Genomic DNA, 26013 nt, shown 5'->3' on the forward strand with positions numbered 1-26013 from the left:
GACCTGACTCATGGGAGCTCAGCTCCGGGTCTACAAGCGTCGCATCCGATCCGTCACCGCGACCAAGAAGATCACCAAGGCGATGGAGATGATCGCCGCCTCGCGCGTCGTCAAGGCGCAGCGCAAGGTGGCGGCCTCCACGCCGTACGCGACCGAGCTCACCCGCGCGGTCACGGCGGTGGGCACCGGCTCGAACACGAAGCACCCGCTCACCACGCAGGCCGAGACGGTCGTGCGGTCCGCGGTGCTGCTCCTGACGAGCGACCGTGGTCTCGCCGGCGCCTTCAACTCCAACGCCATCAAGGCCGCGGAGCAGCTGACGGCGCGCCTCGAGGCCGAGGGCAAGCAGGTCGACACGTACATCGTCGGCCGGCGTGGTCTCGCGCACTACAACTTCCGCGAGCGCACGGTCGCGGCGTCGTGGTCGGGCTTCACGGACGAGCCGACGTACGCGGACGCCAAGACGGTCGCGGCCCCCCTCATCGAGGCCATCGAGAAGGACACGGCGGACGGCGGTGTGGACGAGATCCACATCGTGTTCACCGAGTTCGTGTCGATGATGACGCAGACGGCGCTGGACGACCGTCTGCTGCCGCTCAGCCTCGACGAGGTCGCCAAGGAGGCGAAGCCGGCGGGCGAGATCCTGCCGCTCTACGACTTCGAGCCCTCGGCGGAGGACGTCCTCGACGCCCTTCTGCCGCGCTACGTGGAGAGCCGCGTCTACAACGCTCTCCTCCAGTCGGCAGCCTCGAAGCACGCCGCGACGCGGCGCGCGATGAAGTCGGCGACCGACAACGCGGGCGAGCTCATCGAGACGCTCTCCCGCCTTGCCAACGCGGCCCGCCAGGCCGAAATCACCCAGGAAATCAGCGAGATCGTCGGTGGCTCCGCAGCCCTGGCCGACGCGACCGCGGGGAGTGACAGGTAATGACGACGACAGTTGAGACGGCCGTTGCCACGGGCCGCGTCGCCCGGGTCATCGGCCCGGTCGTCGACGTGGAATTCCCCGTCGACGCCATGCCGGAGATCTACAACGCCCTTCACGTCGAGGTCTCCGACCCGGCGAACGAGGGCGAGAAGAAGACGCTGACCCTCGAGGTCGCCCAGCACCTGGGTGACGGCCTGGTCCGCACGATCTCGATGCAGCCCACCGACGGTCTGGTCCGCCAGGCCCCGGTCACCGACACCGGCACGGGCATCACCGTCCCGGTCGGCGACTTCACCAAGGGCAAGGTGTTCAACACCCTCGGTGAGGTGCTGAACGTCGACGAGAAGTACGAGGGCGAGCGCTGGTCCATCCACCGCAAGGCCCCGAACTTCGACGAGCTCGAGTCGAAGACCGAGATGTTCGAGACCGGCGTCAAGGTCATCGACCTTCTCACCCCGTACGTCAAGGGTGGAAAGATCGGTCTGTTCGGTGGTGCCGGCGTCGGCAAGACGGTGCTCATCCAGGAGATGATCTACCGCGTCGCCAACAACCACGACGGTGTCTCCGTGTTCGCCGGTGTCGGTGAGCGCACCCGTGAGGGCAACGACCTCATCGAGGAGATGGCCGACTCGGGCGTCATCGACAAGACCGCGCTGGTCTTCGGCCAGATGGACGAGCCCCCGGGCACCCGTCTGCGCGTGGCCCTCGCGGGTCTGACCATGGCGGAGTACTTCCGCGATGTGCAGAAGCAGGACGTGCTGTTCTTCATCGACAACATCTTCCGCTTCACGCAGGCCGGTTCCGAGGTGTCGACCCTGCTCGGCCGTATGCCCTCCGCGGTGGGCTACCAGCCGAACCTGGCCGACGAGATGGGTCTCCTCCAGGAGCGCATCACCTCGACCCGTGGTCACTCGATCACCTCGATGCAGGCGATCTACGTCCCCGCGGACGACCTGACCGACCCGGCCCCGGCCACCACCTTCGCCCACCTCGACGCGACGACGGTGCTCTCCCGTCCGATCTCGGAGAAGGGCATCTACCCGGCCGTGGACCCGCTGGACTCCACGTCCCGCATCCTGGACCCCCGCTACATCGCGGCGGACCACTACAACACCGCGATGCGCGTCAAGACGGTCCTGCAGAAGTACAAGGACCTCCAGGACATCATCGCGATCCTCGGTATCGACGAGCTCGGCGAGGAGGACAAGCTCACCGTCCACCGCGCCCGTCGTGTGGAGCGCTTCCTGTCCCAGAACACCCACGTCGCCAAGCAGTTCACCGGCGTCGACGGGTCGGACGTGCCGCTGGACGAGTCGATCACCGCGTTCAACGCGATCATCGACGGTGAGTACGACCACTTCCCGGAGCAGGCGTTCTTCCTCTGCGGTGGCATCGAGGACCTCAAGGCCAACGCCAAGGAGCTGGGCGTCTCCTGATCTCGGACTGCCCGAGAACGTGTGAGGGGGCGGGCGCGTCCCGCCCCCTCATCCACGCCCACTAGACTTAGTAACCAACACCCGGCACATTCGCCGGGTGGTGACCCGAGGAGCCACCTTGGCTGCTGAGCTGCACGTCGCGCTGGTCGCGGCCGACCGAGAGGTCTGGTCCGGCGAGGCCACCCTGGTCGTCGCGCGCACCACGTCCGGCGACATCGGCGTCATGCCCGGTCACCAGCCGCTGCTCGGTGTGCTGGAGTCGGGCCCGGTGACCATCCGTACGAGTGAGGGCGGGACGGTCGTCGCCGCGGTGCACGGCGGTTTCATCTCGTTCGCGGACAACAAGCTGTCGCTGCTGGCCGAGACCGCCGAGCTGTCGGACGAGATCGACGTCCAGCGCGAGGAGCGCGAGCTCGAGCGCGCGAAGGCGGAGGGCGACGCCGCCGCCGAACGCCGTGCGGACGTACGACTGCGTGCGGCGGCCTCGCGCTGACAACCCGGCGCGGAGCTGTATGACGTCACTCAGCCGCGGTCGGCACCGGAGCAATCCGGAGCCGACCGCGGCTGAGGCAGATATGGATGTTTTTTCCGTTCCGTTACCTATTTTCGGTACCTAGGAGACGAGGAGGTCGGTGTCGATGGTCCTCGCTCTGACTGTGTGCGGAATCGTCGTGGCCCTGGTGGTGCTGGGGCTGTTCGTCTTCGGTCTGCGCCGCAGGCTCATCCAGCGTTCCGGGGGCACCTTCGACTGTTCCCTGCGCTGGGACGTCCCCGAGAAACCGGACGCGAGCGGAAAAGGCTGGAGCTACGGCGTCGCCCGCTACAACGGCGACCGCATCGAGTGGTACCGCGTCTTCTCGTACGCCTATCGCCCCCGCCGGGTCCTGGAGCGCGCCTCCATCGAGGTGGCCGGCCGCCGGCTCCCCGAGGGCGAGGAGGAGCTGGCGCTGCTGTCCGACGCGGTGATCCTCGCCTGCTCCCACCAGGGCGTCCGCCTGGAACTGGCGATGAGCGAGGACGCGCTGACCGGTTTCCTCGCGTGGCTGGAGGCAGCCCCGCCCGGTCAGCGCGTCAACGTCGCCTAGTCGCTCCTACAGGTGGTCGCCCTTACAGGTTGTTGCTGATGGCGCTCACCAGTTCCCCGTTGCCGGTGTCCCCGCTGAACTCCCAGAAGAACGCGCCGCCGAGGCCCTGGTTCTTGGCCCAGGTCATCTTCCCGGCGATGGTGGCCGGGGTGTCGTAGGACCACCAGTTGCTGCCGCAGTGCGCGTAGGCCGTGCCGGCGATCGTGCCGGTGGCCGGACAGGACGTCTTGAGGACCTTGTAGTCCTCGATGCCCTGCTCGTAGGTGCCCGCCGCGGCGCCCGTGGCGGTGCCGCCCGGGGCGTCCTGGGTGACCCCGGTCCAGCCGCGGCCGTAGAAGCCGATGCCGATGAGCAGCTTGCTCGCGGGGACGCCCTTCGCCTTGAACTTGGCCATCGCGTCGGCCGTGGTGAACCCGGCCGTCGGGATGCCGCTGTACGAGGTGAGCGGGGAGTGCGGGGCGGTCGGGCCCTGGGCGGCCCAGGCGCCGAAGAAGTCGTACGTCATCACGTTGTACCAGTCGACGTAGCTTGCCGCGCCCGCGTAGTCGGCGGCGTCGATCTTGCCGCCGGAGGAGCCGTCGGCCGTGGTGGCCGCGGTGACCAGGTAGTTCGCGCCGAACTTGGCGCGCAGCGCGGACATCAGGTTCTTGAAGGCCGCCGCCCCGCTGCTGTCGCAGGACAGACCGCAGGCGTTCGGGTACTCCCAGTCGATGTCGATGCCGTCGAAGACGTCGGCCCAGCGGGGGTCCTCGACCAGGTTGTAGCAGGACTGGGCGAAGGCGGTGGGGTTGGCCGCCGCCTGGGCGAAGCCGCCGGACCAGGTCCAGCCGCCGAAGGACCACAGCACCTTGATGTTCGGGTACTTCGCCTTCAGCTGCCGCAGCTGGTTGAAGTTGCCGCGCAGCGGCTGGTCCCAGGTGTCGGCGGTGCCGCTGACGGACTGGTCGGCGGTGAAGGCCTTGTCGTAGTCGGCGTAGGAGTCACCGATCGCGCACTGTCCGTTGGTGACGTTGCCGAAGGCGTAGTTGATGTGGGTGATCTTCGCGGCGGAGCCGGAGGTCACCAGGTTCTTGACGTTGTAGTTGCGGCCGTAGATGCCCCACTCGGTGAAGTAGCCGAGCTTGACCTTGGAGCCGGTGGTCGGGGGAGGGTTGGTGCCGCCCGTGGTGTGCACGGCGACCGCGCCGCTGACCGGTCCGGTCTGGTCGGCGGTGTCGCGGGCCTGGACGGTGTAGGAGTGGTCGGTGCCGGCGGTGAGACCCGTGTCGGTGTATGACGTGGTCGTCACCGTGGCGACCTTGGTGCCGTCGCGCAGGACGTCGTAGTTCTTGACGCCCTTGTCGTCGGTGGCGGCGGACCAGGCCAGCTTCACCGAGGTGTCCGTGACGCCGGAGGCGGTGGGGGTGCCGGGCGCCGAGGGGGCCGCGTCGCCGGGGACCGTCGTGCCGTCACAACTGTCGTTGTTGAGCTTACAGTTGGACGGGGAGCCGGAGCCCGCGCCGTTGAAGCCGAAGGAGACCGAGGCGCCGGGGGCCAGGGTGCCGTTGTAGGACTTGTTCTTGGCGGTCCAGTGGGTGCCGGAGGAGGTGACGTCGGCGTCCCAGGCGGAGGTGACGGACGTACCGGAGGGGAAGTCCCACTCCACGGTCCAGGAACTGAGGGAGGTGGTGCCGGTGTTCTTCACCGTCCACTTGCCCTCGAAGCCGGTGCCCCAGTCCTGGGTCTTGGCGTAGGTGGCCGTCGCCGTGCCGGCGGCCTGGGCGGGGCTCGCGAGACCGACCAGCCCGGCCAACGGCAGCAACAGGGTCGCGAACCCTGCGGCGGCTCTGTGTCCGAAGCGCATGCTGCGCCTCCTAGGGGGAGTTGGGGGGCGTGACTGAGCCTTCACGCCCACAGTGCCGCGAGAATAGAAAGGTCTGGACCACGGGTCAAGAGGTCTGGACCACGCTTGTATACGGCTGCCGGATGTGCCGTCAGATCCCCAACTCCTGTGCCAGTACGGCTGCTTGGACCCGGCTGCGCAGCTCCAGCTTCCCCAGCAGACGGCTGACGTGCGTCTTGACCGTGGCCTCCGCCATGTCGAGCCGCTCGGCGATCCCCGCGTTCGACAGGCCTTCCCCGAGGCAGGCCAGCACCTCGCGCTCGCGCCGGGTGAGGGTGTCGAGGACGGCGGGGTCGGCCGTCGGCCGCCGCGCCGGTACGGCCGCGAACTCGGCGATCAGCCGACGGGTCACCGCGGGCGCGATCAGCCCCTCGCCGCCGGCCACCGTACGGACCGCCGCCAGCAGATCCCGCGCCTCCGTGTTCTTCAGCAGAAACCCGGCCGCCCCCGCCCTGAGCGCCCCGAACACATACTCGTCGAGGTCGAAGGTGGTCAGCACCAGGACATCGGCCAGGTCCTCCCCGACCACCTGACGGGTCGCCGCCACCCCGTCCAGGAGCGGCATCTGCACATCCATCAGCACCACGTCCGGCCGCAGCTCCCGCGCCAGCGCCACCGCCCGCTCCCCGTCCGCCGCCTCCGCGACCACCTCGATGTCGGGCGCGCTGCGCAGGATGAGGACGAGCCCCGCGCGGACGGCGGACTGGTCCTCGGCGACGAGTACACGGATCACTGCGGGGCTCCTTCGGTGAGGGGAAGCGTGGCGCGTACGGTCCACAGGGCGCCCTCGGGCCCGGCCGCGAACGTGCCGCCCAGCAGCGCCGCCCGCTCTCCCATCCCGACGAGACCGGCCCCCGAGCCGGGGGCGCGCGGACCGCCGTCCCGGTCGCCGTACGGGCTGCTCACCCGGACGTCGAGCAGTCCGTCCCGGCGGCCGAGGGACACGGTCACCCGGCCCGGACAGGCGTGCTTCAGGGCGTTCGTCAGCGACTCCTGGACGATCCGGAAGGCGGCGAGCTCCACGGGTGCCGGGACCCGGCCGGGATCGGAGTCCAGGGTGACGTCGAGGCCGTTGGCGCGGGCGCCCTCGACCAGGGCGGCCAGGCCGTCCAGTGTGGGGGTGGCGGCGGGCCCCCGCTCCTCGCCGCCGTCGCGCAGGATGCCGATCAGCCGCCGCATCTCGGTGAGTCCGTCGACGCTGTTCTCCCGGATGACGGTCAGCGCCTGCCGGGAGGTCTCCGGGTCGTCGATCGACAGCGCGGCCGTGGAGTGGATGGCGATCGCCGACAGATGGTTGGCGACCATGTCGTGCAACTCCCTTGCCATCCGCGCCCGTTCGGCGAGGACCGCCTGGCTACGGTCGAACTCGGCCAGCAGCGCGGTCTGTTCGGCGCGCAGCCGGGCCGCGTCGGCGGCGTCGCGGTGGTCGCGCACGATCCAGCCGGTGGCGGCGGGACCGAACGCCACCGCGCCGATCACCACCCCGATCAGCAGCGCCTCGGGCCGCCGCCACACCGCGAACGGCACCACCGTGCCGGCCACCGTGAGCAGCCCGGTGATCCAGGGGATGCGGCGGGCCGAGGCGGGCGGGCCGTACACGACGGCCGTGTACACCAGGTCGGTGAACATCAGGATCGTGGCCAGACTGCCCTGGGTGACCGTGTCCAGGGCCAGCGCGGCCGTGCCGGTCGGCAGGGCGGCACGTGGCGCGGTCCTGCGCAGCAGCTCGCAGCCGGACATCACCACGAGCGGCACCAGGACCGGCCAGGCGCCGTCGAGGAGCGCGTTCGGCTCGGTGGCCGGCCGGGTGCTCAGGCCGAGGGCCATCAGCAGCAGCCCGCCGAGCAGCCCGCCGACCGCGACGTACACGTCGAAGCGGTGGGGGCGGGACGGACGTCGTACGGCCATGCCCTCCATCCAACACGCCCCGCACCCCGCCCGCCTGCTGCCCGGGAAGGGTCCTCGACTGCATCTTTCGATGTACGGCGGGTTCGTCACCGCCGACGACGCCCGCCGCCGATCGGGCCGTGAGCCTGGAAGGGTGAGCGAAAGGAGCGAGCCGTGGTCGTCGGACTGATCGTCGCGTGCGAGGTGGCTTTCTGGGTGCTGCTGGCCCTCGGGCTGGGCGCCCGCTACCTGCTGGGGTGGCGGCGCACGGGTGTGGTGCTGCTGCTGTGCGAGCCGGTGCTGGAGCTGGTCCTGTTCACCGTGACCGCGATCGACCTGAGGAACGGGGCCGAGCCCGGCTGGGAACACGGCCTGGCGGCCCTCTACCTCGGCTACACCGTCGGCTACGGCCATTACACGATCCGCCGGCTCGACGGCCACGCCGCGCACCGCCTGGCCGGGGGCCCGCCCCCGCCGAAGCCACCCCGGTACGGCATGGCCCGGGCCCGCCACGAGGGCCGGCTGTGGCTGCGGACGGTGCTGGCGGCGGCGGTCGCCTGCGCTCTGCTCCAGGCCGCCGTGTGGTACGTCGGCGACGCCGGGGACGTCACGTCCCTGCGGTCCTTCCAGTGGGTGACGCTCAGGGCCGCCGGCATCCACGGCCTGATCGCCCTGACCTACGCGATCTGGCCGAAGAAGCCGAGGGGGACGCCCGCGTCAGCGCTCCCCGCCCGGTACCCAGAGCACGTCCCCGACGTCCTTGTTGGCCGTGCGCGCGAGGATGAAGAGGAGGTCTGAGAGGCGGTTGAGGTAGGTCGCGGTGAGCGGGTTCATCGTCTCGGCGTGGGTCTCCAGGGCGGCCCACGTCGAGCGTTCCGCGCGGCGTACGACCGTGCAGGCCTGGTGGAGCAGGGCGGCGCCCGGGGTGCCGCCGGGCAGGATGAAGGAGCGGAGCTTGTCCAGCCGCTCGTTGAAGAGGTCGCAGTCCGCCTCCAGCCGGTCGACGTAGAACTGCTCCACCCGCAGCGGCGGGAACTGCGGGTTCTCCACCACCGGCGTCGACAGGTCCGCGCCCACGTCGAACAGGTCGTTCTGGACCCGGGTGAGGACCGTGACGATCTCCTCCTCCAGACCGCCCAGCGCGATCGCGGTGCCGATGGCCGCGTTCGCCTCGTTGGCGTCGGCGTAGGCCGCGATCCGCAGGTCGGTCTTGGCGACCCGGCTCATGTCGCCGAGGGCGGTCGTGCCCTGGTCCCCGGTCCTGGTGTAGATGCGCGTCAGATTGACCATGCGGCCAATCTAGACCGTCTCCGCGGATCCGCCGCGTTCGCTCGGTCACGTCCGCTCCACGAAGATCCAAACGGTGCGAATAGGCTTGAATCGGACAGGAATTGACGACGTGACCGGTGTCTCACCCCGTGAGACGTGAGACGCGTTACTAACCGGTCGCACAGCGCTCCACGAGCGCTAATCTCCGGCCGAGAGCCATACGTGAGCCATACGGCGAATGCGCCGGATGGTTGACGCCGGTGACATCCGAGGCGAGAGCGGGCAGGGCTTACTCCAAGCGCCGAAACCGCACAGGCCCCAGGGGCCTCACCCCTGCGGGTGAATTCGGTATCGGTTCGCTCACAGACGGCAACCTCCGGCCGCTTCGCGCAGTCAGAGCATGCAACACCGGACATCACACCGCGGAGCACGAGACGCACGCTTAGGGGAGCGCTATGCACATCAGGGGCGACCACGTCGAGCTGGTCGTCGGGGGCCGCCTCGACGTGCGCAGCGCGGCGGACGCCCGCACGGCCCTGCACACGGCCGTGGACGACGGCGTCGGCGACCTGGTGCTCGACCTGTCCGAACTGGACTCCTGGGACGCCACCGGACTCGGCGTCATCATGGGCGTCCACCGACGGGCCGGCCGCTGCGGCCGCCGCCTGGTGCTCCGCGGCGTACCCCCGCAGATGCAACGCCTGCTGGTCGCCACCCGGCTGCACCGGATCCTCGCCATCGAGGGCGGCATCGGCGTGGAGTCCCTGCCCCGGGTCTGACCGCACCGGTCACGACACCGGGCCACCTGCGGCGAAACGTACGGCGGGCACCAATCCTCACCGGACCGTGACGTCTCGGACCGCGCGGCACCCCGGACTGTCGTAGATACTGTGCGAAGGTTTACGGTTCGTCTGCCCGCGGCCCTCGGCCCTCTACCGAGCGGGCACCGGACCAGAAGCGACAGCGCAGTGTGCAGCGAGGCCGGGAGGGGCTACCGCCACACGACGCTCTTGGGGGGCTATAACCCATGGACCCGACGAACCAGGGGCCCGAGGAGTACGGTCACGAGGGCGACGGCCGCGCGCCGCGCCCCCGCCCGCCCAGGGACCCCCTCACGCCCGACTTCGGCGCGCACACCCCCGGACCCGCCCGCACGGTCCGGGTGATCGCCGGCGAGCATCTGCTCACGGTCAACCCCGTGGACGGCAGCGAGATCGAACTCTGCCCGCCCACCGAGCGGCCCGGCCGCCCCGCCAAGCGGTCCGCCGAGGAACGCGCCGAGTACGACGAGCTCGCCGCCCGGCCGCCCACCCCGGCCGGACCCGCCCGGCCCGAACAGCCCCTGCTCGGCCGCCAGGACGAACGCGAACAGCTCGTCCGCCTGCTCGCCCGCGGCCGCTCCGTCCGCCTCACCGGACCCTCCGGCTCCGGCCGCACCAGCCTCCTCGACCTGGTCGCCGAGGACTGCGAGGACCTCGCCCCCGACGGCGTCGTCCGCCTCTCCGGCTACGGCCGCACCCCGGCCGAACTCCTCCACGACCTCTTCCACACCGTCCACGACGCCGACCCGCACCGCCCCGACCCCGAGGAACTGCGCACCCTCGTCCGGGACATCGGCGCGGTCGTGGTCGTCGACGACCTCGGCTTCGGCGGCGCGCTCCTCGACGGACTCCTGGACGCCACCCCCGAGTGCGCCTTCCTGCTCGGCGCCACCCCCGACACCCCGCTGCCCTCCGCCGACTCCGCCGTAGAGGAGGTCGCCCTCAGCGGCCTCGACCGGGCCGGCGGCGTGGACGTCATCGAGCGCGCCGTGGGCCGCACCCTCACCGAGGAGGAGGCCAACTGGGCCGGCGACCTCTGGTTCGAGTCCGAGGGCCTGCCGCTGCGCTTCGTCCAGGCCGGCGCCCTGCTGCGGCAACGCGACCAGCTCCGCGCCGACGTGGACGCCGTGGACGCGTTCGGCGTGTTCGAGGACGCCCGCCCGCTCTCCGCACCCGTCGACGCCGGCGCCGGCGACGCCGAGGAGATACCCCTGCCCTCCCTCGGCGAGGCCGCCGCGCCCGCCCCGCTGCTCGCCGCCCGGCTCAGCGCCTCCGCCCGCGCCACCCTGCGCTTCGCCGTCGCCCTCGACGGCGAGGTCCCGCACCAGGCCCATCTGCCCGCCCTGGTCGGCGACACCCACGCCGACGCCGCCCTCGGCGAGCTCGTCGCCTGCGGACTGGTCTCCCCGGTCGGCGTCCGCTACCGGCTCGCCGCCGGCATCCAGACCCAGCTGGAGGCCGCCGGGTACGACGACGACACCGAGGCCCGCGCCGCGGCCGCCGCCCAGCACTACGCCTGGTGGGCCGGGCACCCCTCGGTCACGCCCCAACGGGTCTGCGCCGAGGCGGACGCCGTCCTCACCGCCCTCGCCCTCGTGGTGCCCTCGACGACCCCGCCCGCCGAGGACGAGGAGGCCACCTCGGTCCGCCTCGCCCGCGCCGCGGCGCCCGCGTTCGCCGCGGGACTGCACTGGAGCGCCTGGGAGAGCGCCCTGCACGAGGGCGCCGAGGCGGCCCGGCTCGCCGGGGAGTCCGCCGACCGCGCCTACTTCCACCACGAACTCGGCGTCCTCGCCCTGTGCGCCGGGGACCTCGACCGGGCCCGCTCCGAACTCGAGGCCTCCCTCGGGCTGCGCGGCGCCCTCACCGACAAGCGCGGCACCGTCGCCGGCCGCCGCGCCCTCGCCCTGGTCGCCGACGCCTCCGGGGACGTGCCGGGCCTCCTCGCCGCCATGGCCGGTGAGGAGGTGCACGACGCCCGCCCCGAGGAGCCCGTGTCCCCACCGCGCGGCATCCAGGCCGCGCTGCCGACCTATCCGCCGGAGGCCCAGACCGTCGTCCACCGCGCGGTCACCCCGCCGCCCGCCCCGGCCCCGCAGGCGCGGCGCCCGAGCGGCCTCAAGGGCCTCGCCAGGCGCAACCTCGTCGCGGTCGGCGCGGGCGCGCTCCTCGTCGCCGTCCTCGGTACGGTCGTCACGCTCGGCGCGACCTCCAACAACGACGCAGGGGACCCCGCCGACCGCGGCGGCGTCAACCCCTCTGCCAGCACCGGCCTCGACGACGGCGGCCCGGACTCCGAAACCCCGGGCGCCGACACCGGCACCGGCGACACGGGCACGGCGACCAGCCGGCCCACGGACCCGGGCCCGGACGGGACGATGGGGACGTCGGACGACCCGACACCGTCGGAATCGGCGTCGGCCACGGAGACCGGCTCGACGGGGTCGGACACCGGCGGGTCGTCGCCGACGCCCAGCAGCAGCTCCTCGCACCAGTCCCCGAGGCCCTCGCACTCGGCCTCGCCGAGCCCGACGTCGAGCAGCACCGGGGGCAGCTCCTCGTCGCCCTCGCCGACCGTCAGCACCTCCCCGGACCCCGAGCCCAGCGACAGCGCCTCGACGTCGGCCAGCGGCACCGCCTCCTCCGCACCGATCAGCTCGGCCAGCTCCTCCCAGGACACCGGCGCGAGCACCTCGGGATCGGTGATCTGAGACACCCCCGGACACCACCGAGGGCCGGGTTCCTCACCAGGAACCCGGCCCTCGGCCTCGTACACCCTGTTCTCAGAACAGCCGCAGCTTGTCGTCCTCGATGCCCCGCAGGGCGTCGTAGTCCAGGACCTGGCAGCCGATGCCGCGGTCCGTCGCGAGGACGCGGGCCTGCGGCTTGATCTCCTGCGCGGCGAAGATGCCGCGGACCGGGGCGAGATGCGGGTCGCGGTTCAACAGCTCCAAATAGCGCGTGAGCTGCTCCACGCCGTCGATCTCGCCGCGCCGCTTGATCTCGACCGCGACGGTCTGCCCCGTCGCGTCCCGGCACAGGATGTCGACCGGGCCGATGGCCGTCATGTACTCGCGGCGGATGAGGGTGTAGCCCTCGCCGAGGGTCTCGATGCGGTCGGCGAGCAGTTCCTGGAGGTGTGCTTCCACGCCGTCCTTGATCAGGCCCGGATCGACGCCCAGTTCGTGCGACGAGTCGTGGAGGATCTCCTCCATCGTGATGATGAGCTTCTCTCCGCCCTTGTTGACGACGGTCCAGACGCCTGCCACGCCCTCGGAGTCCCCGGTGTCCTCCTTCAGCGTGCAGGGCGGTGACATCCAGTTCAGGGGCTTGTAGGCCCGGTCGTCCGCGTGGATCGAGACGCTGCCGTCCGCCTTCACCAGGATGAGACGGGGGGCGGAGGGGAGATGGGCGGTGAGCCGGCCGGCGTAGTCGACGGAGCACCGGGCGATGACGAGACGCATGGTCGGCAACGCTATCCGACACCTTGCGCCCCACGCGATTCGCCCTGGAAAACGATCGTTCGGACTACGGCCGACTCTGGCCGATTGTGTGCCCCATAGGGACCGCCTATGTGCCCATTCTCCTGGTGCCGTCACGGTCAGTTGCCTACCGTAGTGAACGGGAGGTCGCGATGCGTGTACTCAGCGTTGCGGTGTTTCGGCATGGCGAACTCCCGTGCCCTGTCCGGCAACCCCTGCTCTCTTAGGGGTGCGAGAGGAGAACCCATGTCGCTCGACGTCTCACCGGCCCTACTCGAACAGGCCGAGCGAGGCGAGGTCGACGAAGCTGAATTCGTCGACTGCGTCCGGACCTCCCTGCCCTACGCATGGGAGATGATCAGCTCCCTGGTGGCCCAGCTGAAGGTGGACGGCGGAGCCTTCGCCGACAACCAGACGCCCCCGCCGGACGAGCAGGCGCGCGGGCAGCTGCTGCGCGCGCTCGCGAGTGACGCCATACGCGGCGCCCTGCAGCGGCACTTCGGTGTCCGGCTGGCCTTCCAGAACTGCCACCGGGTGGCGGTGTTCCCGTTGGACGCGGCTGTCGACGAGAAGCTCGCCCGCTTCACCTCGGTGCGCAGCCAGGTGCTGAACCAGTCGCCGGAATTCCGGGACTGCTGAGGCATCGGTGTGAGCCTGTTGCTTGCCGCTCCGCACGCAGGAGGTGCGAACCGTACCGGAGCGGCAAGCTCCCGGCCGTCCCGCCCCGTTCAGCGAAGGTGGGGGAGTACCTCCGCGCCCAGGCGCCGGACGTTCTCCTCCGTGGCCGCCAGGTCGCCCGAGCCCTCCACGAGCAGGGCGAAGCGCGAGATGCCGGTCCGTTCGCAGGTCGCCGCGAGACGGTCGGCGCACAGCCGCGGGGTGCCCACCGGGTGCAGCCCGCAGAGCAGTTCGGTGTACGCCACCGGGTCCCGCATGGAGCGGGGGCGGCCGTCCACCGTCACATGGGCGTCGAGGCCCTGCCGCAGCCAGCCCGGCATCGCCTTCACGAGGGTCTCCACCGCGTCCGTGCGCCGGTCCGCGAGCTGGCAGACGCCCGCCGAGACATGGGCCGCGGCCCGGATCTCGTCGCCGGAGCGCCCCGCCGCGCGCGCGTGCTGCCGCCACAGGGCGACCATCTCCGCCTTCTCCTCGTCCCCGACGTGCATCCCGAGCAGCATCGGCAGCCCGCGCTCGGCGGCCAGCCGCACACTCGCCGGTGAGGTGCACGCCACGATCACCTCCGGGCCCCCGGTGTCCGTCAGCGCCTCCGACGGGCGGGGGACGACGGGGACTTCACGGAACCGGAAGCGTTCGCCCGCGGCTCCCACGGAGGGCTCGCGCAGCCAGCGCACCAGCAGATCGAGTGATTCCGGGAACCCCTTCTCGTATGCCGCGAGGCCCGATCCGAAGACCTCCAGATCGATCCACGGCCCGCCGCGGCCCACGCCCAGCGAGAACCGGCCGCCGCTCGTCAGATGCAGCAGCGCGGCCTGCTCGCCGAGGGCGACGGGGTGGACGGTGGGCAGGACGCTCACCGCCGTACCGACCCGGATGCGCCGGGTACGGCCCAGCAGCAGCGCGGCGAGGGTGACCGCCGACGGGCAGGTGCCGTACGGCACGAAGTGGTGCTCGCCCAGCCAGACCGAGTCGAGGCCCGCTTCCTCGGCGACCTCGGCGGAGCGGACCGCGCGGTGCAGCGCCTCTCCCTGGCCCTGTCCGGGGAACTGGGCACCCAACACGAAACTACCAACGCGCATGGACTTTCCTGCTTCCTTGGCTCCGACACGGAGCTCCCCCACCCGGCATAACCGTCTGACACGTGCCGAGGACACGGCCTGGCGGAGAGATTTGCCGATTGTCTGCAGAATGGGGTGTCGGGCAGGGGGACTTGTGGGGATCGGTCCCTTCCGGGTACCCGTCCCGGCGCCGCGTAGGCTGGACGGGAACCCTGCTTCCTGTATAGCCCTGTGAGGTGTTCCGTGTCCCCGCGTCGCAACCGACCCAAGGGTGCCGATCCGTCCGGCGCGTCCGGCTCGTCCGGCCGGAGCGCCGAGGACGACCGCGCGAGCCGGTACGGCGGCTGGCAGTCCTCGGTGAGCTGGCAGGGCGAGGAGTGGAACGTACGGCATGTGGCCGGCGCGAGCGCGCAGGGCAAGAGCTACCGGTGCCCCGGCTGCGACCTGATGATCCCGGACGGGGTGCCGCATGTCGTCGCGTGGCCCGAGCACGCGGGCGTCGACGACCGCCGACACTGGCACAAGGCCTGCTGGAACGCGCGGGACCGCCGCAACCCGGGGGTGCAGCGGTCCCGTAACGCGCCTCGCTTCTGAGTGTCTTCCGGCTACACGTCCCGCTTCTCCAGCAGGGCGAAGGCACCGGCGAACGCGGCGGCGGTGACGCCGAGCGCGATCCACAGCGGGTCCCAGCCGGACGGGCCGGACTCGCTGAGCTGGGTGGAGTACCAGACGCCGAGCTGGCTGGGGATCGAGTACTCGAACAGGGCCTCGCGCAGCTTCTGGAGCGACTCGGCGAACATGAAGATCGCGATGACCAGCGGGGCCAGCAGCAGGCCGATCATGATGGTGATGGCGCCCGCCGAGTGGCGGATGATCGAGCCGACGGCCAGGGACAGCAGCCCCAGCAGCGCGATGTAGAGGGACACGCCCACGGTGGTCTTCAGCCACTCACCGGCCGAGGGCTCGCGCGCCTCGGTGAACAGCGCCGCGTCCACCATGGCGACGAGTCCCGTGGAGACCAGGGTCACGACGAACGCGATCGCGAAGAACACGATGCCCTTCGCCGCGAGGACCCGGCCGCGCGAGGGGCAGGCGACCATCGTGGTGCGGATCATGCCGGTGCCGTACTCGGAGGCGGTGGTGAGCACGCCGAGCGTGATGATCGGCATGCTGCCCAGGAGCACGCCGAAGAAGCCGAACGACAGCGGGCTGTCGCCCGCGAGGTCGCCCTCGGTGGCGTTCGCGTCGACGATCAGCGCGACCGTCATCCCGATGCCGACGACGAGGAGCACGAACACCCCGAGCGTCCACATCGTCGACCGCACCGACCGGATCTTCGTCCACTCGGACGCGATGGCGTGCCCGAGGTGCGTGCGCACGACGGGAATCGGCGAGGTGTAGCCCGGGACGGCGTACGAGGGACCGGGCGCCCCCTGCCAGCCGGGCGCGGCGGCCTGCGGGGCCGGGTGCTGCGGGGTGCTCATCGGGCGTCCTCGGGCTGGGTCGTCGGGGCGGCGGAAGGAGCGACGGGCGCCTTCGCGAGGGAGGCGGAAGCGCTGGGCGCCGCCTCCTGCGGGGCGGCGGGTGCGGGAGCGGGCGCCAGGGCTGCCGCCGGGACGGCGGGTGCGGAAGAGGGCGCCGGGGCGCCTGCCGGGGCCGCCTGCGGTGCCGGGGACCCCACGGGCGTGGCCGGGCCCGCCGGGGGCACGGGCGCGGCTCCCGCCGGGGTCTGCGTGTACGGGTTGGCCCCGTGCGGTGCCGGTGCCGGTGCCGGTGCCGTGGCCGCGGGGCCGTACGTGCCGCCGTACGGCTGAGCCGGCTGCGGCGGGGCGTAGCCGTGCTGCGGGGGCGGTGGGGCGTACCAGCCGGGCTGGCCCTGGCCGGGGACCGGCATGGGCGGTGTGGCGCCGGGCGGCAGCGGCTGCTGGAGGCCGGCCTTCTGGTCGGTCGTCGAGCGGTAGTCGACGGCGCCCTGCGTCATCCGCATGTACGCCTCCTCCAGCGAGGCCTGGTGCGGCGACAGCTCCCACAGGCGTACGTCCGCGTCATGGGCGATGTCGCTGATCCGCGGCAGCGCCAGCCCGGTCACCCGCAGGGCACCGTCCTGCTCGGGCAGGACATGACCGCCCGCCGCCGACAGCGCCCCCGCGAGCTTCTCGCGGAGCTGCGGCTCCGTCTGAGGGGTGCGCACGCGCGCGAAGTCCGCCGAGTTGGCCGAGATGAAGTCCTTCACGCTCATGTCGGACAGCAGCTGACCACGTCCGATCACGATCAGATGGTCCGCGGTCAGCGCCATCTCACTCATCAGGTGCGAGGAGACGAAGACCGTGCGGCCCTCCGCGGCGAGCGCCTTCATCAGGTTGCGCACCCAGAGGATGCCCTCGGGGTCGAGGCCGTTGACCGGCTCGTCGAACAGCAGCACCTGCGGATCGCCGAGCAGCGCCGCCGCGATGCCGAGCCGCTGCCCCATACCGAGCGAGAAGCCCTTGGAGCGCCGCTTCGCCACGTCCTGGAGCCCGACCACGCCGAGCACCTCGTCCACCCGGCGGGCGGGGATGCCCGAGAGCTGGGCCAGGGACAGCAGATGGCTGCGCGCGGACCGGCCGCCGTGCACGGCCTTAGCGTCGAGCAGCGCTCCCACCTGGCGAGCCGCGTTCGGCAGCCTGCGGTACGGGTAGCCGCCGATCGTGACCGTCCCCGAGGTGGGGTTGTCCAGGCCGAGGATCATCCTCATCGTCGTCGACTTGCCCGAGCCGTTCGGCCCGAGGAAGCCGGTGACGGCACCCGGCCGTACCTGGAAGGAAAGGTTGTACACAGCGGTCTTGTCGCCGTAGCGCTTGGTCAGGCCGACTGCCTCGATCATGCTCCGCACCCATCGACAGGTTCAGGACAGCGGGGCACACGCCCCCGTAAGGGTTAGGAGCTTATCGAGGCGCTGACGGTTCCGCCCAAATGAAAGTAAAGCCCTGAGGTTCACGCATCTCGTTTCCGCAGGAGCAGAAGGCCTCCCGCATGATCTTGCTGCCGGTCTGGTCGGCCAGAACGGCATCAGGATGCCCGGCGACAGCTTCGACCACGCCGAGATGAGCATGCCGAGGGCGACGGTGACCACCACGGCGAGCGAGAGTGTCCAGACGGTGGACGCCACCGACCGGATCTTGGTCCATGCGGACCGTACGCCCGGGAGTTGCGGGCGACGAAATCGGCCATCGACGTGTCGGCGCTCAGCGCCATCTCGCTCATCAGATGGGAGGACACGAACACCGTCCGGCCCTCGACCTCGATCATGCCGCCACGCCAGAACGCCACGAAGCCCGCTGCCACCGCTGGCAACGGGCTCCGTCCGACGTTCGGCCGGGGTACCCCGAGGGTTACCGGGACTGCTGCGCCGGCACTCCGCGGGAGATCGGCTCGTCGTCCGTGACCGGGGCGCCGGCCGCGGCCACCGCGGCGCCGGTCAGCGTGGCGAGCATCTCGCGGACGTTCGTCAGCTGCGCGTTGATGCTGTCGCGGCGGTTGGTGAGGGCCGCCAGCTCGCGCTCGGATTCCGAACGGATCCGGTCCGCCTTGGCGTTCGCGTCGGCCACGATGTCCTCGGCCTGACGCTGCGCCGTCTCGACGGTCTGGCGGGCGCGGCGCTCGGCGTCCGTGCGCAGCTTCTCCGCCTCCAGGCGCAGCTGCTCCGCGCGGTGCTCGATCTCCGCGAGCCGCTTCTCCGCCTTCTGCTGACGGGACGCCAGGTCACGCTCGGACTGCTCGCGGCGCTTGGCCAGGTTGGTCTCGAAGTCGGCGGCGGCCTGCGCGGCCTTGGCGCGGGTCTCCTCGAAGAGGGCGTCCGCCTCCTCGCGCTTCGACTGCGCGTCCTTCTGGGCCTCCTGGCGCAGCTGCGACGCGTCGCTCTTGGCCTTCTCGACGATCCGGACGCCCTCGTCCTCCGCCTTGGCCTTGCGGTCCGCAGCGAACGATTCTGCGTCGTTGCGCACCTGCTGGGCCGCCGACTCGGCGAGCTCGCGGTGCTGCTCGGACGCGCGACGGGCTTCCTCGCGCAGATCCTTGGCCTCCTCCTCGGCGAGGCGGAGGATCTTCTCGACCCGCGCGCCGAGCCCGGCGTACGACGGCTCTGCGTCGGTGACCTGGGCCTGGGCGTTCTGGGTCTCGAGGTGGAGCTCCTCGATGCGCTTTTCCAGAGCGGTGATGCGGGCGAGAGCGCTGTCACGGTCGGAGACGAGCTTGGAGATCCGTTCGTCCACCTGAGCGCGGTCGTACCCACGCCGCACTAGCTCGAAGCCGTAGGGGGAAGTGTCGCTCATGGGGTTCCTGTCGAATGAGACCGGTGAGGTGATAGGTGGAATCCTAGGGGCCGGAGCGCTGTGTCATCGAGCGTATGCGTGTTTGATCTGAGGAATGACACCCCTTTTGGGTGGCTGAACCCCACACCCCTTGCCAAAAACTCAGGGTAAGGGGGCAGACTTTAACGCAATCCACACATTCTGCTAGCCGTCAGTGGTCTTCCCGCCCGATCGGGGCGCGCCGATGCTCGCGCCCGCCCTGAGGCTCCCGTCCTTGTTCGCCGACGGGATCTCGAAGGACTCCAGCGCCTCCAGCACATCCTGGACCCGGGAGATCTCGGCGTTGATGTCCTCACGCCGCCGCACCAGGACCTCCAGCTCGCGCTTGCCCTCCTCGACCGTGAGCCGCGCCTCGCGGATCGCCTCGGCCTTGAGCTCCTCGGCCTCCCGGATCAGCGCCGACTTCTTCTGCTCGGCCTCCTTGAGCAGACCCTCCGCCTTCTTCACGGCGGCGATCCGGACCTTGCCGGCCTCGGAGTTGGCCTCCGACACCAGCTCCTTCGCCTTGGCCTGCGCCTTGGTGAGCTGCTCCTCGGACGCCTTGATCAGCGCGTCGCAGCGGTCGCCGGTCGACTTCATCGTCTCGGAGGCCTCGCGGCGGGCCCGCTCGTGCAGCGACTCGATCTCGGCGGTGATGCGGTCGCGCAGCTCCTCCGCGCGCTCCCTGATCGCGGTGGCGTCCCGGCGGGCGCCGACGAGCAGCTCGTCCGCGTCCGTACGGGCCTTCTCCACCCGGCTGTTGCCCTCGCGCGTCGCCTCGGAGACCAGCCGGTCGGCCTCGGTGCGGGCCGCGCCCACCATCGAGTCGGCCTGCGTCTCCGCGTCCGCGGTGGTCTGCAGCGCCTGCTCCTGAGCCTCCGTCAGCAGCTTGTCGACCTCGGCCGTGGTCTCCGTGATGAGCGTGTCGACCTGCTCGGCCGCCTCGGAGCGCCGCTTGTTGGCCTCCTTGCGGGAGGCGTCCAGCGTCTCGTCGGCCTCGTCGCGGGCCACGCTCAGCATGCGGTCGGCCTCCGCCGCGGCCTGCGCCTTGACCCGCTCCGACTCCAGCCGGATCCGCTCGGCGGCCTGCTGCGCCGAACCCACCGTCTCGGCGGCCTCGGCCCGCAGCCGCTCCGCGTCCCCGCTCGCGTCCTGGATCAGCTTCTCCGCCCGGGCGACGGAATCGGCACGGACCCGCTCGGCCTCCGCGGCCGTGTCGGCCGTCAGCCGCTCCGCCTCGGCGATGGTCTCCGTCTGGAGCCGCTCGGCCTCGTTGCGGGCCTCGGTGATGAGGGTGTCCGCCTGGGTCGCCGCGTCCGAGCGGATGCGGTTGGCGTCCTCGCGGGCGTCGGCCCGGGTGCGGGCCGCGGCCTGGTCGGCCTCCACCAGGGAGTCCGAGGCCTCCGTGCGCACCCGCTGGGCGTACGCCGACGACTCCGTGCGCAGCCGCTCGGCCTCCGCGATCGCCTCGCCGACGGTCCGCTCGGCCAGTTCCTGCGCCGCCTCGGAGGCGGCGCTCGCCTCGCGGCGGATCCGGCTCGCGTCCTCGCTGGCCCGCTCCCGCTCGGCGTAGGCGTCGGCGCGGACCCGGTCCGCCTCCTCCTCGGCCTCCCGCCGGGTGCGGTCCGCGGCGTGCTCGGCCGCCGAGCGCAGCCCGTTGATCTCCTCCTGGGCCTGCTCGTGCAGCCCCGTCACGGAGTCCCGCACCTGCTGGGCGTGGAGTTCGGCCGCGCCGACCATCTCGCCGGAGCGCCGGTCGGCCTCCTCGACCAGCCGGACCGCCTCGGTCTGCGCCTCCTCCACGCGGTTGCGCGCCGACGCCAGCAGCTCCTCGGACTGCGCCCGGGCCCGCTCGCGCTCCTGGTCGGCCTCCTGGCGGGCGGAGCCGAGGAGTTCCTCGGCCTCGCGGCGCCGGCGGACGGCCTCCTCCTGGGCGGCGTCCAGCGTCTCGGTCGCCTCGTCGGCCAGCCGCTCGGCGGCCGCCGTGGCCTCCGTGCGCACCCGGTCGGCGAAGTCCTGCGCCTCGTTCTTGAGCCGCTCGGCCTCGGCCGCGGCCTCCGACCTCAGCCGTACGGCGACGGCCTCGCCCTCGGCCCGCGAGGCGGACGCGTCGGCCGCGGCCTCGGTGCGCAGCCGGTCGATCTCGTCGGCGGCCTGCTGCTGGAGCGTACGGATCCGCTCGGCGGCCTCGGTGCGCAGCCGGTCGGCCTCGTCGGCGGCCTCGCGGCGGATCCGCGCGGCCTCCTCCCGCGCCTCCGTCAGCGCCTGCTCGGCGGACGCCAGCCGCGACTCGGCCTCCGTGTGCAGCCGGGTCAGCTCCTCGGCGGCCTCCGCCTGCCGGGCCTCGACCGCGCGCTCGGTCTCCTCGCGCAGCTCCTCCGCCGCGCGCTCGGCACCCGAGGTGATGGTCTCGGCGAGCTCCACCGCCTCCTCGCGGGAGCGTTCGGCCTCGGCGCGGGTGCGCTCCAGGGTCTCCTCGGCCTGCCGGCGCAGGGTGGTGGCGCGCTCGATGGCCTCGGTGCGGACCTTCTCGCTGTCCGCCGTGGCCTTCTGGCGCAGCTCGTCCGCGTCGGCCTTCGCCTTGGACAACAGCTCCTCGGCCGACCGGGCGGCCTCCTCGATCTGCTGGACGGCCTCCCTGCGGGCCTCCGCGCGGATCTTCTCGCCCTCGCCGACCGCGTCGGAGCGCAGCTGCTCGGCCTCGCCGCGCAGCCGGCGGGCCTCCTCCTGCAGCTCGACCGTCTTGGCGCGGTACTCCTTGGTGTCGTCCTTCGCGGAGCCCTTGAGCTGCTCGGCGATGTCGTGCGCCTCGGCGCGCAGCCGGTCCGCCTCGTTCTCCGCCTCCCGGCGGATCCGCTCGGCCTCCTCGGCGGCGGCCTTGGTGGTGCCCCGCGCGTCCTCCTGCGCCTTGTTGAGGACGTCCTCGGCGGTCTTGGCCGCCTTCGACAGCTGGGTGGCGCTCTCCTCGGCGGTGATCGTGCGGGCCTTCTCGGAGGCCTCCGCGACGATCTTCTCGGCCTCGGCGCGCGCGTCGGCGACGACCTGCTCGGCGTCCGCCTTGGTGGTCTCGGCCTCCTGGCTGGCCTCGGTGACCAGCCGGGCGACCTGCTCCTTCGCCGTACGGGTGCGCTGCTCGTTGGTGGCCTCGGCGCTCGCGAGGGCCTTCTCGGCGGTGGTCTTGGCCTCGGCGACGACCTTCTCGGCCTCGGACTGCGCCTTGCGGAGCGCCTCCTCGGCGTCGGCCATCCGCTGCTCGGCGGCGCGGCTCAGCTCCCCCGCGTGGCGGCGGGCCGAGTCCGACTCGTTCGCCGTGGAGCTGCGCATCGCCTCCGCGTGCTCGGTGGCCTCCTGGGCCTGGGTGGAGGCGGCGTTGATCATCCGCTCGGCGTCGGTGCGGGCGCGCAGCAGGAGCTGCTCGGCCTCCGCGCGGGTCTGCTCCGCGTCGGCCTGGAGCCGCTGGCGGGCCTCCGCGGCCACCCGTTCGGCCTCGGCGCGGGCGGCGGCCATGGCCTGCTCGGCCTCGGCGCGCGACTCCTCCAGCAGCCGGCGGGCCTGGGCCTCGGAACGGGCCCGCAGCTGCTCGGCCCACGCCACGTTCTCGTTGACGTGCGACTCGACGGTCTGCCGGCGCTCCGCCAGCTCCTGGTCGAGCTGCTGGCGCCGGCTGACGGCCTCCTGGTGCAGCTCCGCCTGGAGCCGGGCCGCCTGTTCGGCGTGCTCCTGGAGGATGCGCTGGGTCTGCGCCCGGACCTGGCTCAGCTCGCGCTCGGCGTCCTGGCGCAACTGGTCGGCCTGCATCTGCGCGTTGCGCAGCATCTGTTCGGCCTGGTACCCGAGGTCGCCGCCGTCGAAGGACGGCCGGGACATGAGTGTGCGGCGCGCCTCGTGCAACTTGGCGCGCAGCACCTCGACCTGGTAGCCGAGGTCCTCGGCATGCTGGATCGCCTTCTCACGCTCGGTCTTCAGCCGCTTCATCTCGGCTTCGAACCGTGTGAGGTGGTCGACGTCAGCCGCCGGTTCCCGCTCCTGGCTCTCGTAGCCCCGCACTGCGCGGTCCCATCCGTCCCTGGTCGCAAGCTTGCCGAACGAGCACCGTCCATCCGCCGAACGGGGCCCCCGGGGAATGGTGTCAGATCAACGACGGAGCATGGGCTGCTGCCCCGACGCTCGTCCCCCGAAACCCGGACCCCGGCGATGTCCCGCCGTCCAAGGCGGCAGGACCGGCCGCCCTGGTGGAGCGACGACCGCCCCCAACCCTACCGGCCCATATGTACGAGGGTCAGTGCTCAGGTGACTCAACAGGCGCCGAAGTGACCAGTTCTGTCAGTACTCCGTGGCAATCCTTGGGATGCAGGAAGGTGATTCGTGACCCCATGGAGCCGCGTCGCGGCTCTTCGTACAGAACGCGTACGCCCTTGGAGCGGATGTCCGCGGCCTCGCCGTCCACATCCGCCGTACCGAAAGCGATGTGGTGGACGCCCTCGCCGTTCTTGTCGAGCCACTTGGCTACGGTGGAGTCCGGGCGGGTCGGCTCCAGAAGCTGCAGGTAGGAGGCCCCGCCGTCGGAGGTCTCATTGATCTTGAGCATGGCTTCCCGGACGCCCTGCTCCTCGTTGACCTCGGAGTGGAACACCTCGAAGCCGTACGTGGAACGGTAGAACTCGACGGTCGCGTCGAGGTCGTGACAGGCGATCCCGATGTGGTCGATTCGCGTCAGCATGGTGTTAGTGGAGCGCGGCGGAGGTGGTTACGCAACGTGCGCGCGATCACACTGAAGGGCCGATGACGGCACGGAGTGCCACTCAGTACATTCGCAGTAAACCCTCGTTCACTCCTCGGCCAGTGCAGGCCGGTAAGGGGAATCGCAGCTCATGACTGGATCGACTGGAACGAACAGCAGGACCTCGGTGATCGTCGCGGGCGCGCGGACGCCCATGGGACGGCTGCTGGGCTCGCTGAAGTCCTTCTCCGGAGCCGACCTCGGCGGCTTCGCGATCAAGGCCGCCCTGGACCGCGCCGGGATCGGCGGCGACCAGGTGCAGTATGTGATCATGGGCCAGGTGCTCCAGGCCGGCGCGGGCCAGATCCCGGCCCGTCAGGCCGCCGTCAAGGCCGGCATCCCGATGAACGTCCCGGCGCTCACCATCAACAAGGTGTGTCTGTCCGGCCTCGACGCGATCGCGCTGGCCGACCAGCTGATCCGCGCGGGTGAGTTCGACGTGGTCGTCGCGGGCGGCCAGGAGTCCATGACCAACGCCCCCCACCTGCTCCCGAAGTCCCGCGAGGGCTACAAGTACGGCGCGATCGAGATGCTCGACGCGATGGCGTACGACGGTCTCACGGACGCCTTCGAGAACATCGCCATGGGCGAGTCCACGGAGAAGCACAACACGCGCCTCGGCATCCTGCGCCCCGAGCAGGACGAGATCGCCGCGCTGTCCCACCAGCGGGCCGCCGCCGCGCAGAAGAACGGGATCTTCGAGGCCGAGATCACCCCGGTCGAGATCCCGCAGCGCAAGGGCGAGCCGGTGGTCTTCAGCCAGGACGAGGGCATCCGCGGCGACACCACCGCGGAGTCCCTGGGCAAGCTGCGCCCGGCCTTCACCAGGGACGGCACGATCACCGCGGGCACTTCCTCGCAGATCTCCGACGGCGCCGCCGCGGTCGTCGTGATGAGCAAGGCCAAGGCCGAGGAGCTGGGCCTGGCCTGGATCGCCGAGATCGGCGCCCACGGCAATGTGGCCGGCCCGGACAACTCGCTCCAGTCCCAGCCCTCCAACGCCATCACGCACGCCCTCGCGAAGGAGGGCCTCGGCGTCGCGGACCTCGACCTCGTCGAGATCAACGAGGCCTTCGCCGCCGTCGCGGTCCAGTCAATGAAGGACCTGGGCGTGTCCACGGAAAAGGTGAACGTGAACGGGGGTGCGATCGCCCTCGGCCACCCGATCGGCATGTCCGGCGCCCGGCTCGTGCTGCACCTCGCCCTGGAGCTCAAGCGGCGCGGCGGCGGGGTCGGCGCGGCCGCGCTGTGCGGCGGCGGCGGCCAGGGCGACGCGCTGATCGTGCGCGTGCCCAAGGCCTGAGCCCGCGGTAGACCTCTTCGCGAACGGAGCTGTGATGCAGGACGTCCCCTCGCTGGTCGCCCAGGCCAGGGAAGGCCGGCCCCGGGCCGTGGCCCGGCTGATCTCCCTGGTGGAGGGGGCGTCCCCGCAGCTCCGTGAGGTCATGGCCGCCCTGGCCCCGCTCACCGGCAACGCCTATGTCGTCGGCCTCACCGGCTCCCCGGGCGTCGGCAAGTCCACCTCGACGTCCGCGCTGGTGACCGCCTACCGCCGGCAGGGCAGGCGGGTCGGCGTCCTCGCCGTCGACCCGTCGTCGCCGTTCTCCGGCGGCGCCCTGCTCGGCGACCGGGTCCGGATGTCCGACCACGCCTCGGACCCCGGTGTCTACATCCGTTCCATGGCCACCCGGGGCCATCTGGGCGGCCTCGCCTGGTCCGCCCCGCAGGCGATCCGCGTGCTGGACGCGGCGGGCTGCGAGGTGATCCTGGTCGAGACGGTCGGCGTCGGCCAGTCGGAGGTCGAGATCGCCTCCCAGGCGGACACCAGCGTCGTCCTGCTCGCCCCCGGCATGGGCGACGGCATCCAGGCGGCCAAGGCCGGGATCCTGGAGATCGGCGACGTGTACGTCGTCAACAAGGCCGACCGGGACGGCGCCGACGCCACCGCCCGGGAACTGAACCACATGCTGGGCCTCGGCCAGCCCCGCAGGCCGGGGGAGTGGCGCCCGCCGATCGTGAAGACGGTCGCCTCCCGCGGCGAGGGCGTCGACGAGGTCGTCGAGGCCCTGGAGAAGCACCGCGCCTGGATGGAGGAGCACGGCGTCCTCACCGAGCGCCGCCGCGCCCGCGCCGCCCACGAGGTGGAGGCGATCGCCGTCACGGCCCTGCGCCGCCGCATCGGCGACCTGCACGGCGACCGCCGCCTCGGCGCCCTGGCCGAGCGGATCGTCGCGGGCGAACTGGACGCCCACCGGGCGGCGGACGAACTGATCGCGGGCCTCACCGCGAGCTGACCCCTCGTCACGAGGACGCCCGCGCTGGTACGTTGACCCCCATGTTCCTCGCCCAGGCATAGAGCGCGCACCGGGCCACCCCGGG

The 26013-nt window shown here is 71.7% G+C and carries 22 protein-coding genes and 2 pseudogenes; 11 read left to right on the forward strand and 13 right to left on the reverse strand.

Features of this window, described 5'->3' with window-relative positions; genetic code table 11:
* Positions 1–10: 10 nt before the first annotated feature.
* The 4 genes from ABZ490_RS34725 to ABZ490_RS34740 all read left to right on the forward strand — a co-directional run bounded on the left by ABZ490_RS34725 (position 11) and on the right by ABZ490_RS34740 (position 3449).
* Positions 11–928 (forward strand): F0F1 ATP synthase subunit gamma, encoded by a 918-nt coding sequence (locus tag ABZ490_RS34725; protein ID WP_358999316.1) that lies wholly within the window; start codon positions 11–13, stop codon positions 926–928.
* Positions 928–2364, forward strand: coding sequence for a F0F1 ATP synthase subunit beta (atpD, locus tag ABZ490_RS34730; protein WP_358999319.1), 1437 nt, complete (start codon positions 928–930; stop codon positions 2362–2364). The genes ABZ490_RS34725 and atpD overlap by 1 nt, the downstream gene beginning before the upstream one ends.
* A gap of 118 nt (positions 2365–2482) precedes the next feature.
* Entirely contained in the window at positions 2483–2857 is a 375-nt protein-coding gene (locus ABZ490_RS34735) for a F0F1 ATP synthase subunit epsilon (protein ID WP_358999322.1), read from the forward strand.
* A 145-nt stretch (positions 2858–3002) separates the two neighbouring features.
* A complete protein-coding gene (locus ABZ490_RS34740; RefSeq protein ID WP_358999325.1) occupies positions 3003–3449 on the forward strand; it encodes a DUF2550 domain-containing protein in 447 nt (148 codons plus the stop codon).
* A 22-nt stretch (positions 3450–3471) separates the two neighbouring features.
* On the opposite strand, the gene ABZ490_RS34745 is transcribed toward ABZ490_RS34740, so the two are convergent.
* The 3 genes from ABZ490_RS34745 to ABZ490_RS34755 all read right to left on the reverse strand — a co-directional run bounded on the left by ABZ490_RS34745 (position 3472) and on the right by ABZ490_RS34755 (position 7239).
* Complete coding sequence (locus ABZ490_RS34745) at positions 3472–5292, reverse strand: glycoside hydrolase family 18 chitinase (protein WP_358999328.1); 1821 nt, start codon at positions 5290–5292, stop codon at positions 3472–3474.
* A gap of 130 nt (positions 5293–5422) precedes the next feature.
* Positions 5423–6064: a response regulator transcription factor gene (locus tag ABZ490_RS34750; RefSeq protein ID WP_358999331.1), complete on the reverse strand. Its 642-nt coding sequence runs from the start codon at positions 6062–6064 to the stop codon at positions 5423–5425.
* Complete coding sequence (locus ABZ490_RS34755) at positions 6061–7239, reverse strand: histidine kinase (RefSeq protein ID WP_358999334.1); 1179 nt, start codon at positions 7237–7239, stop codon at positions 6061–6063. The genes ABZ490_RS34750 and ABZ490_RS34755 overlap by 4 nt, the downstream gene beginning before the upstream one ends.
* Positions 7240–7392: 153 nt before the next feature.
* On the opposite strand from ABZ490_RS34755, the gene ABZ490_RS34760 reads away from it, so the two are divergent.
* Positions 7393–8016 (forward strand): hypothetical protein, encoded by a 624-nt coding sequence (locus ABZ490_RS34760; RefSeq protein ID WP_358999337.1) that lies wholly within the window; start codon positions 7393–7395, stop codon positions 8014–8016.
* Here ABZ490_RS34760 and ABZ490_RS34765 read toward each other — a convergent pair.
* Positions 7936–8508 (reverse strand): cob(I)yrinic acid a,c-diamide adenosyltransferase, encoded by a 573-nt coding sequence (locus ABZ490_RS34765; RefSeq protein WP_358999340.1) that lies wholly within the window; start codon positions 8506–8508, stop codon positions 7936–7938. The two genes, ABZ490_RS34760 and ABZ490_RS34765, sit on opposite strands and share 81 nt — an antisense overlap.
* Before the next feature lie 434 nt (positions 8509–8942).
* On the opposite strand from ABZ490_RS34765, the gene ABZ490_RS34770 reads away from it, so the two are divergent.
* Positions 8943–9266, forward strand: coding sequence for an STAS domain-containing protein (locus tag ABZ490_RS34770; protein ID WP_020131168.1), 324 nt, complete (start codon positions 8943–8945; stop codon positions 9264–9266).
* A 248-nt stretch (positions 9267–9514) separates the two neighbouring features.
* Positions 9515–12019, forward strand: coding sequence for an ATP-binding protein (locus ABZ490_RS34775; protein WP_358999344.1), 2505 nt, complete (start codon positions 9515–9517; stop codon positions 12017–12019).
* 72 nt (positions 12020–12091) lie between these two features.
* Here the strand turns inward: ABZ490_RS34775 and nucS are convergent, their stop codons facing one another.
* A complete protein-coding gene (gene nucS, locus ABZ490_RS34780) occupies positions 12092–12772 on the reverse strand; it encodes an endonuclease NucS (protein WP_358999347.1) in 681 nt (226 codons plus the stop codon).
* Positions 12773–13036: 264 nt separating this feature from the next.
* Between nucS and ABZ490_RS34785 the strand changes: the two genes are divergently transcribed.
* Positions 13037–13429 (forward strand): SCO5389 family protein, encoded by a 393-nt coding sequence (locus ABZ490_RS34785; protein WP_358999350.1) that lies wholly within the window; start codon positions 13037–13039, stop codon positions 13427–13429.
* 89 nt (positions 13430–13518) lie between these two features.
* Here the strand turns inward: ABZ490_RS34785 and ABZ490_RS34790 are convergent, their stop codons facing one another.
* Entirely contained in the window at positions 13519–14547 is a 1029-nt protein-coding gene (locus tag ABZ490_RS34790) for an LLM class flavin-dependent oxidoreductase (protein ID WP_358999353.1), read from the reverse strand.
* 222 nt (positions 14548–14769) lie between these two features.
* Between ABZ490_RS34790 and ABZ490_RS34795 the strand changes: the two genes are divergently transcribed.
* Positions 14770–15120, forward strand: coding sequence for an ATP/GTP-binding protein (locus tag ABZ490_RS34795; protein ID WP_358999356.1), 351 nt, complete (start codon positions 14770–14772; stop codon positions 15118–15120).
* A gap of 11 nt (positions 15121–15131) precedes the next feature.
* Here ABZ490_RS34795 and ABZ490_RS34800 read toward each other — a convergent pair whose 3' ends face one another.
* From ABZ490_RS34800 to mce, 7 genes and pseudogenes are all read right to left on the reverse strand, one after another.
* Complete coding sequence (locus ABZ490_RS34800; RefSeq protein ID WP_358999359.1) at positions 15132–16010, reverse strand: ABC transporter permease subunit; 879 nt, start codon at positions 16008–16010, stop codon at positions 15132–15134.
* Complete coding sequence (locus ABZ490_RS34805; RefSeq protein ID WP_358999362.1) at positions 16007–17389, reverse strand: ABC transporter ATP-binding protein; 1383 nt, start codon at positions 17387–17389, stop codon at positions 16007–16009. Before ABZ490_RS34805 ends, ABZ490_RS34800 begins: the two co-directional genes overlap by 4 nt.
* 204 nt (positions 17390–17593) lie before the next feature.
* A pseudogene (locus ABZ490_RS34810) lies at positions 17594–17683 on the reverse strand (ABC transporter permease); the annotation flags it as partial.
* Between the two features lie 17 nt (positions 17684–17700).
* Positions 17701–17802 (reverse strand): annotated as a pseudogene (locus tag ABZ490_RS34815) (ABC transporter ATP-binding protein); the annotation flags it as partial.
* Between the two features lie 95 nt (positions 17803–17897).
* Positions 17898–18836 carry a hypothetical protein gene (locus ABZ490_RS34820; RefSeq protein ID WP_055635089.1) on the reverse strand — a complete coding sequence of 313 codons (939 nt, stop codon included), beginning with the start codon at positions 18834–18836 and terminating at the stop codon, positions 17898–17900.
* 183 nt (positions 18837–19019) lie between these two features.
* The gene (scy, locus tag ABZ490_RS34825; protein ID WP_358999366.1) at positions 19020–22901 is read right to left on the reverse strand and encodes a polarized growth protein Scy; all 3882 of its coding nucleotides are present in this window, start codon (positions 22899–22901) and stop codon (positions 19020–19022) included.
* A 232-nt stretch (positions 22902–23133) separates the two neighbouring features.
* Entirely contained in the window at positions 23134–23574 is a 441-nt protein-coding gene (gene mce, locus ABZ490_RS34830; RefSeq protein ID WP_107441870.1) for a methylmalonyl-CoA epimerase, read from the reverse strand.
* 151 nt (positions 23575–23725) lie between these two features.
* Here mce and ABZ490_RS34835 point away from each other — a divergent pair, with 151 nt between their 5' ends.
* Positions 23726–24937: an acetyl-CoA C-acetyltransferase gene (locus ABZ490_RS34835; protein WP_358999371.1), complete on the forward strand. Its 1212-nt coding sequence runs from the start codon at positions 23726–23728 to the stop codon at positions 24935–24937.
* A 34-nt stretch (positions 24938–24971) separates the two neighbouring features.
* Positions 24972–25928 carry a methylmalonyl Co-A mutase-associated GTPase MeaB gene (gene meaB, locus ABZ490_RS34840; protein ID WP_358999374.1) on the forward strand — a complete coding sequence of 319 codons (957 nt, stop codon included), beginning with the start codon at positions 24972–24974 and terminating at the stop codon, positions 25926–25928.
* Positions 25929–26013 lie beyond the last annotated feature (85 nt).

It is taken from the genome of Streptomyces sp. NPDC005811 (assembly GCF_040630405.1).
GTDB lineage: Bacteria > Actinomycetota > Actinomycetes > Streptomycetales > Streptomycetaceae > Streptomyces.

What these genes read in the sequence shown, in the direction of transcription:
- ABZ490_RS34740 (WP_358999325.1), top strand. Translation starts at nt 3,003, where the DNA reads ATGGTCCTCGCTCTGACTGTGTGCGGAATCGTCGTGGCCCTGGTGGTG.
- mce (WP_107441870.1), bottom strand. Translation starts at nt 23,574, where the DNA reads ATGCTGACGCGAATCGACCACATCGGGATCGCCTGTCACGACCTCGAC.
- ABZ490_RS34770 (WP_020131168.1), top strand. Translation starts at nt 8,943, where the DNA reads ATGCACATCAGGGGCGACCACGTCGAGCTGGTCGTCGGGGGCCGCCTC.
- meaB (WP_358999374.1), top strand. Translation starts at nt 24,972, where the DNA reads ATGCAGGACGTCCCCTCGCTGGTCGCCCAGGCCAGGGAAGGCCGGCCC.
- ABZ490_RS34790 (WP_358999353.1), bottom strand. Translation starts at nt 14,547, where the DNA reads ATGCGCGTTGGTAGTTTCGTGTTGGGTGCCCAGTTCCCCGGACAGGGC.
- ABZ490_RS34805 (WP_358999362.1), bottom strand. Translation starts at nt 17,389, where the DNA reads ATGATCGAGGCAGTCGGCCTGACCAAGCGCTACGGCGACAAGACCGCT.
- ABZ490_RS34765 (WP_358999340.1), bottom strand. Translation starts at nt 8,508, where the DNA reads ATGGTCAATCTGACGCGCATCTACACCAGGACCGGGGACCAGGGCACG.
- ABZ490_RS34820 (WP_055635089.1), bottom strand. Translation starts at nt 18,836, where the DNA reads ATGAGCGACACTTCCCCCTACGGCTTCGAGCTAGTGCGGCGTGGGTAC.
- ABZ490_RS34785 (WP_358999350.1), top strand. Translation starts at nt 13,037, where the DNA reads ATGTCGCTCGACGTCTCACCGGCCCTACTCGAACAGGCCGAGCGAGGC.
- ABZ490_RS34725 (WP_358999316.1), top strand. Translation starts at nt 11, where the DNA reads ATGGGAGCTCAGCTCCGGGTCTACAAGCGTCGCATCCGATCCGTCACC.
- nucS (WP_358999347.1), bottom strand. Translation starts at nt 12,772, where the DNA reads ATGCGTCTCGTCATCGCCCGGTGCTCCGTCGACTACGCCGGCCGGCTC.
- ABZ490_RS34775 (WP_358999344.1), top strand. Translation starts at nt 9,515, where the DNA reads ATGGACCCGACGAACCAGGGGCCCGAGGAGTACGGTCACGAGGGCGAC.
- ABZ490_RS34800 (WP_358999359.1), bottom strand. Translation starts at nt 16,010, where the DNA reads ATGAGCACCCCGCAGCACCCGGCCCCGCAGGCCGCCGCGCCCGGCTGG.
- ABZ490_RS34835 (WP_358999371.1), top strand. Translation starts at nt 23,726, where the DNA reads ATGACTGGATCGACTGGAACGAACAGCAGGACCTCGGTGATCGTCGCG.
- ABZ490_RS34755 (WP_358999334.1), bottom strand. Translation starts at nt 7,239, where the DNA reads ATGGCCGTACGACGTCCGTCCCGCCCCCACCGCTTCGACGTGTACGTC.
- atpD (WP_358999319.1), top strand. Translation starts at nt 928, where the DNA reads ATGACGACGACAGTTGAGACGGCCGTTGCCACGGGCCGCGTCGCCCGG.
- ABZ490_RS34745 (WP_358999328.1), bottom strand. Translation starts at nt 5,292, where the DNA reads ATGCGCTTCGGACACAGAGCCGCCGCAGGGTTCGCGACCCTGTTGCTG.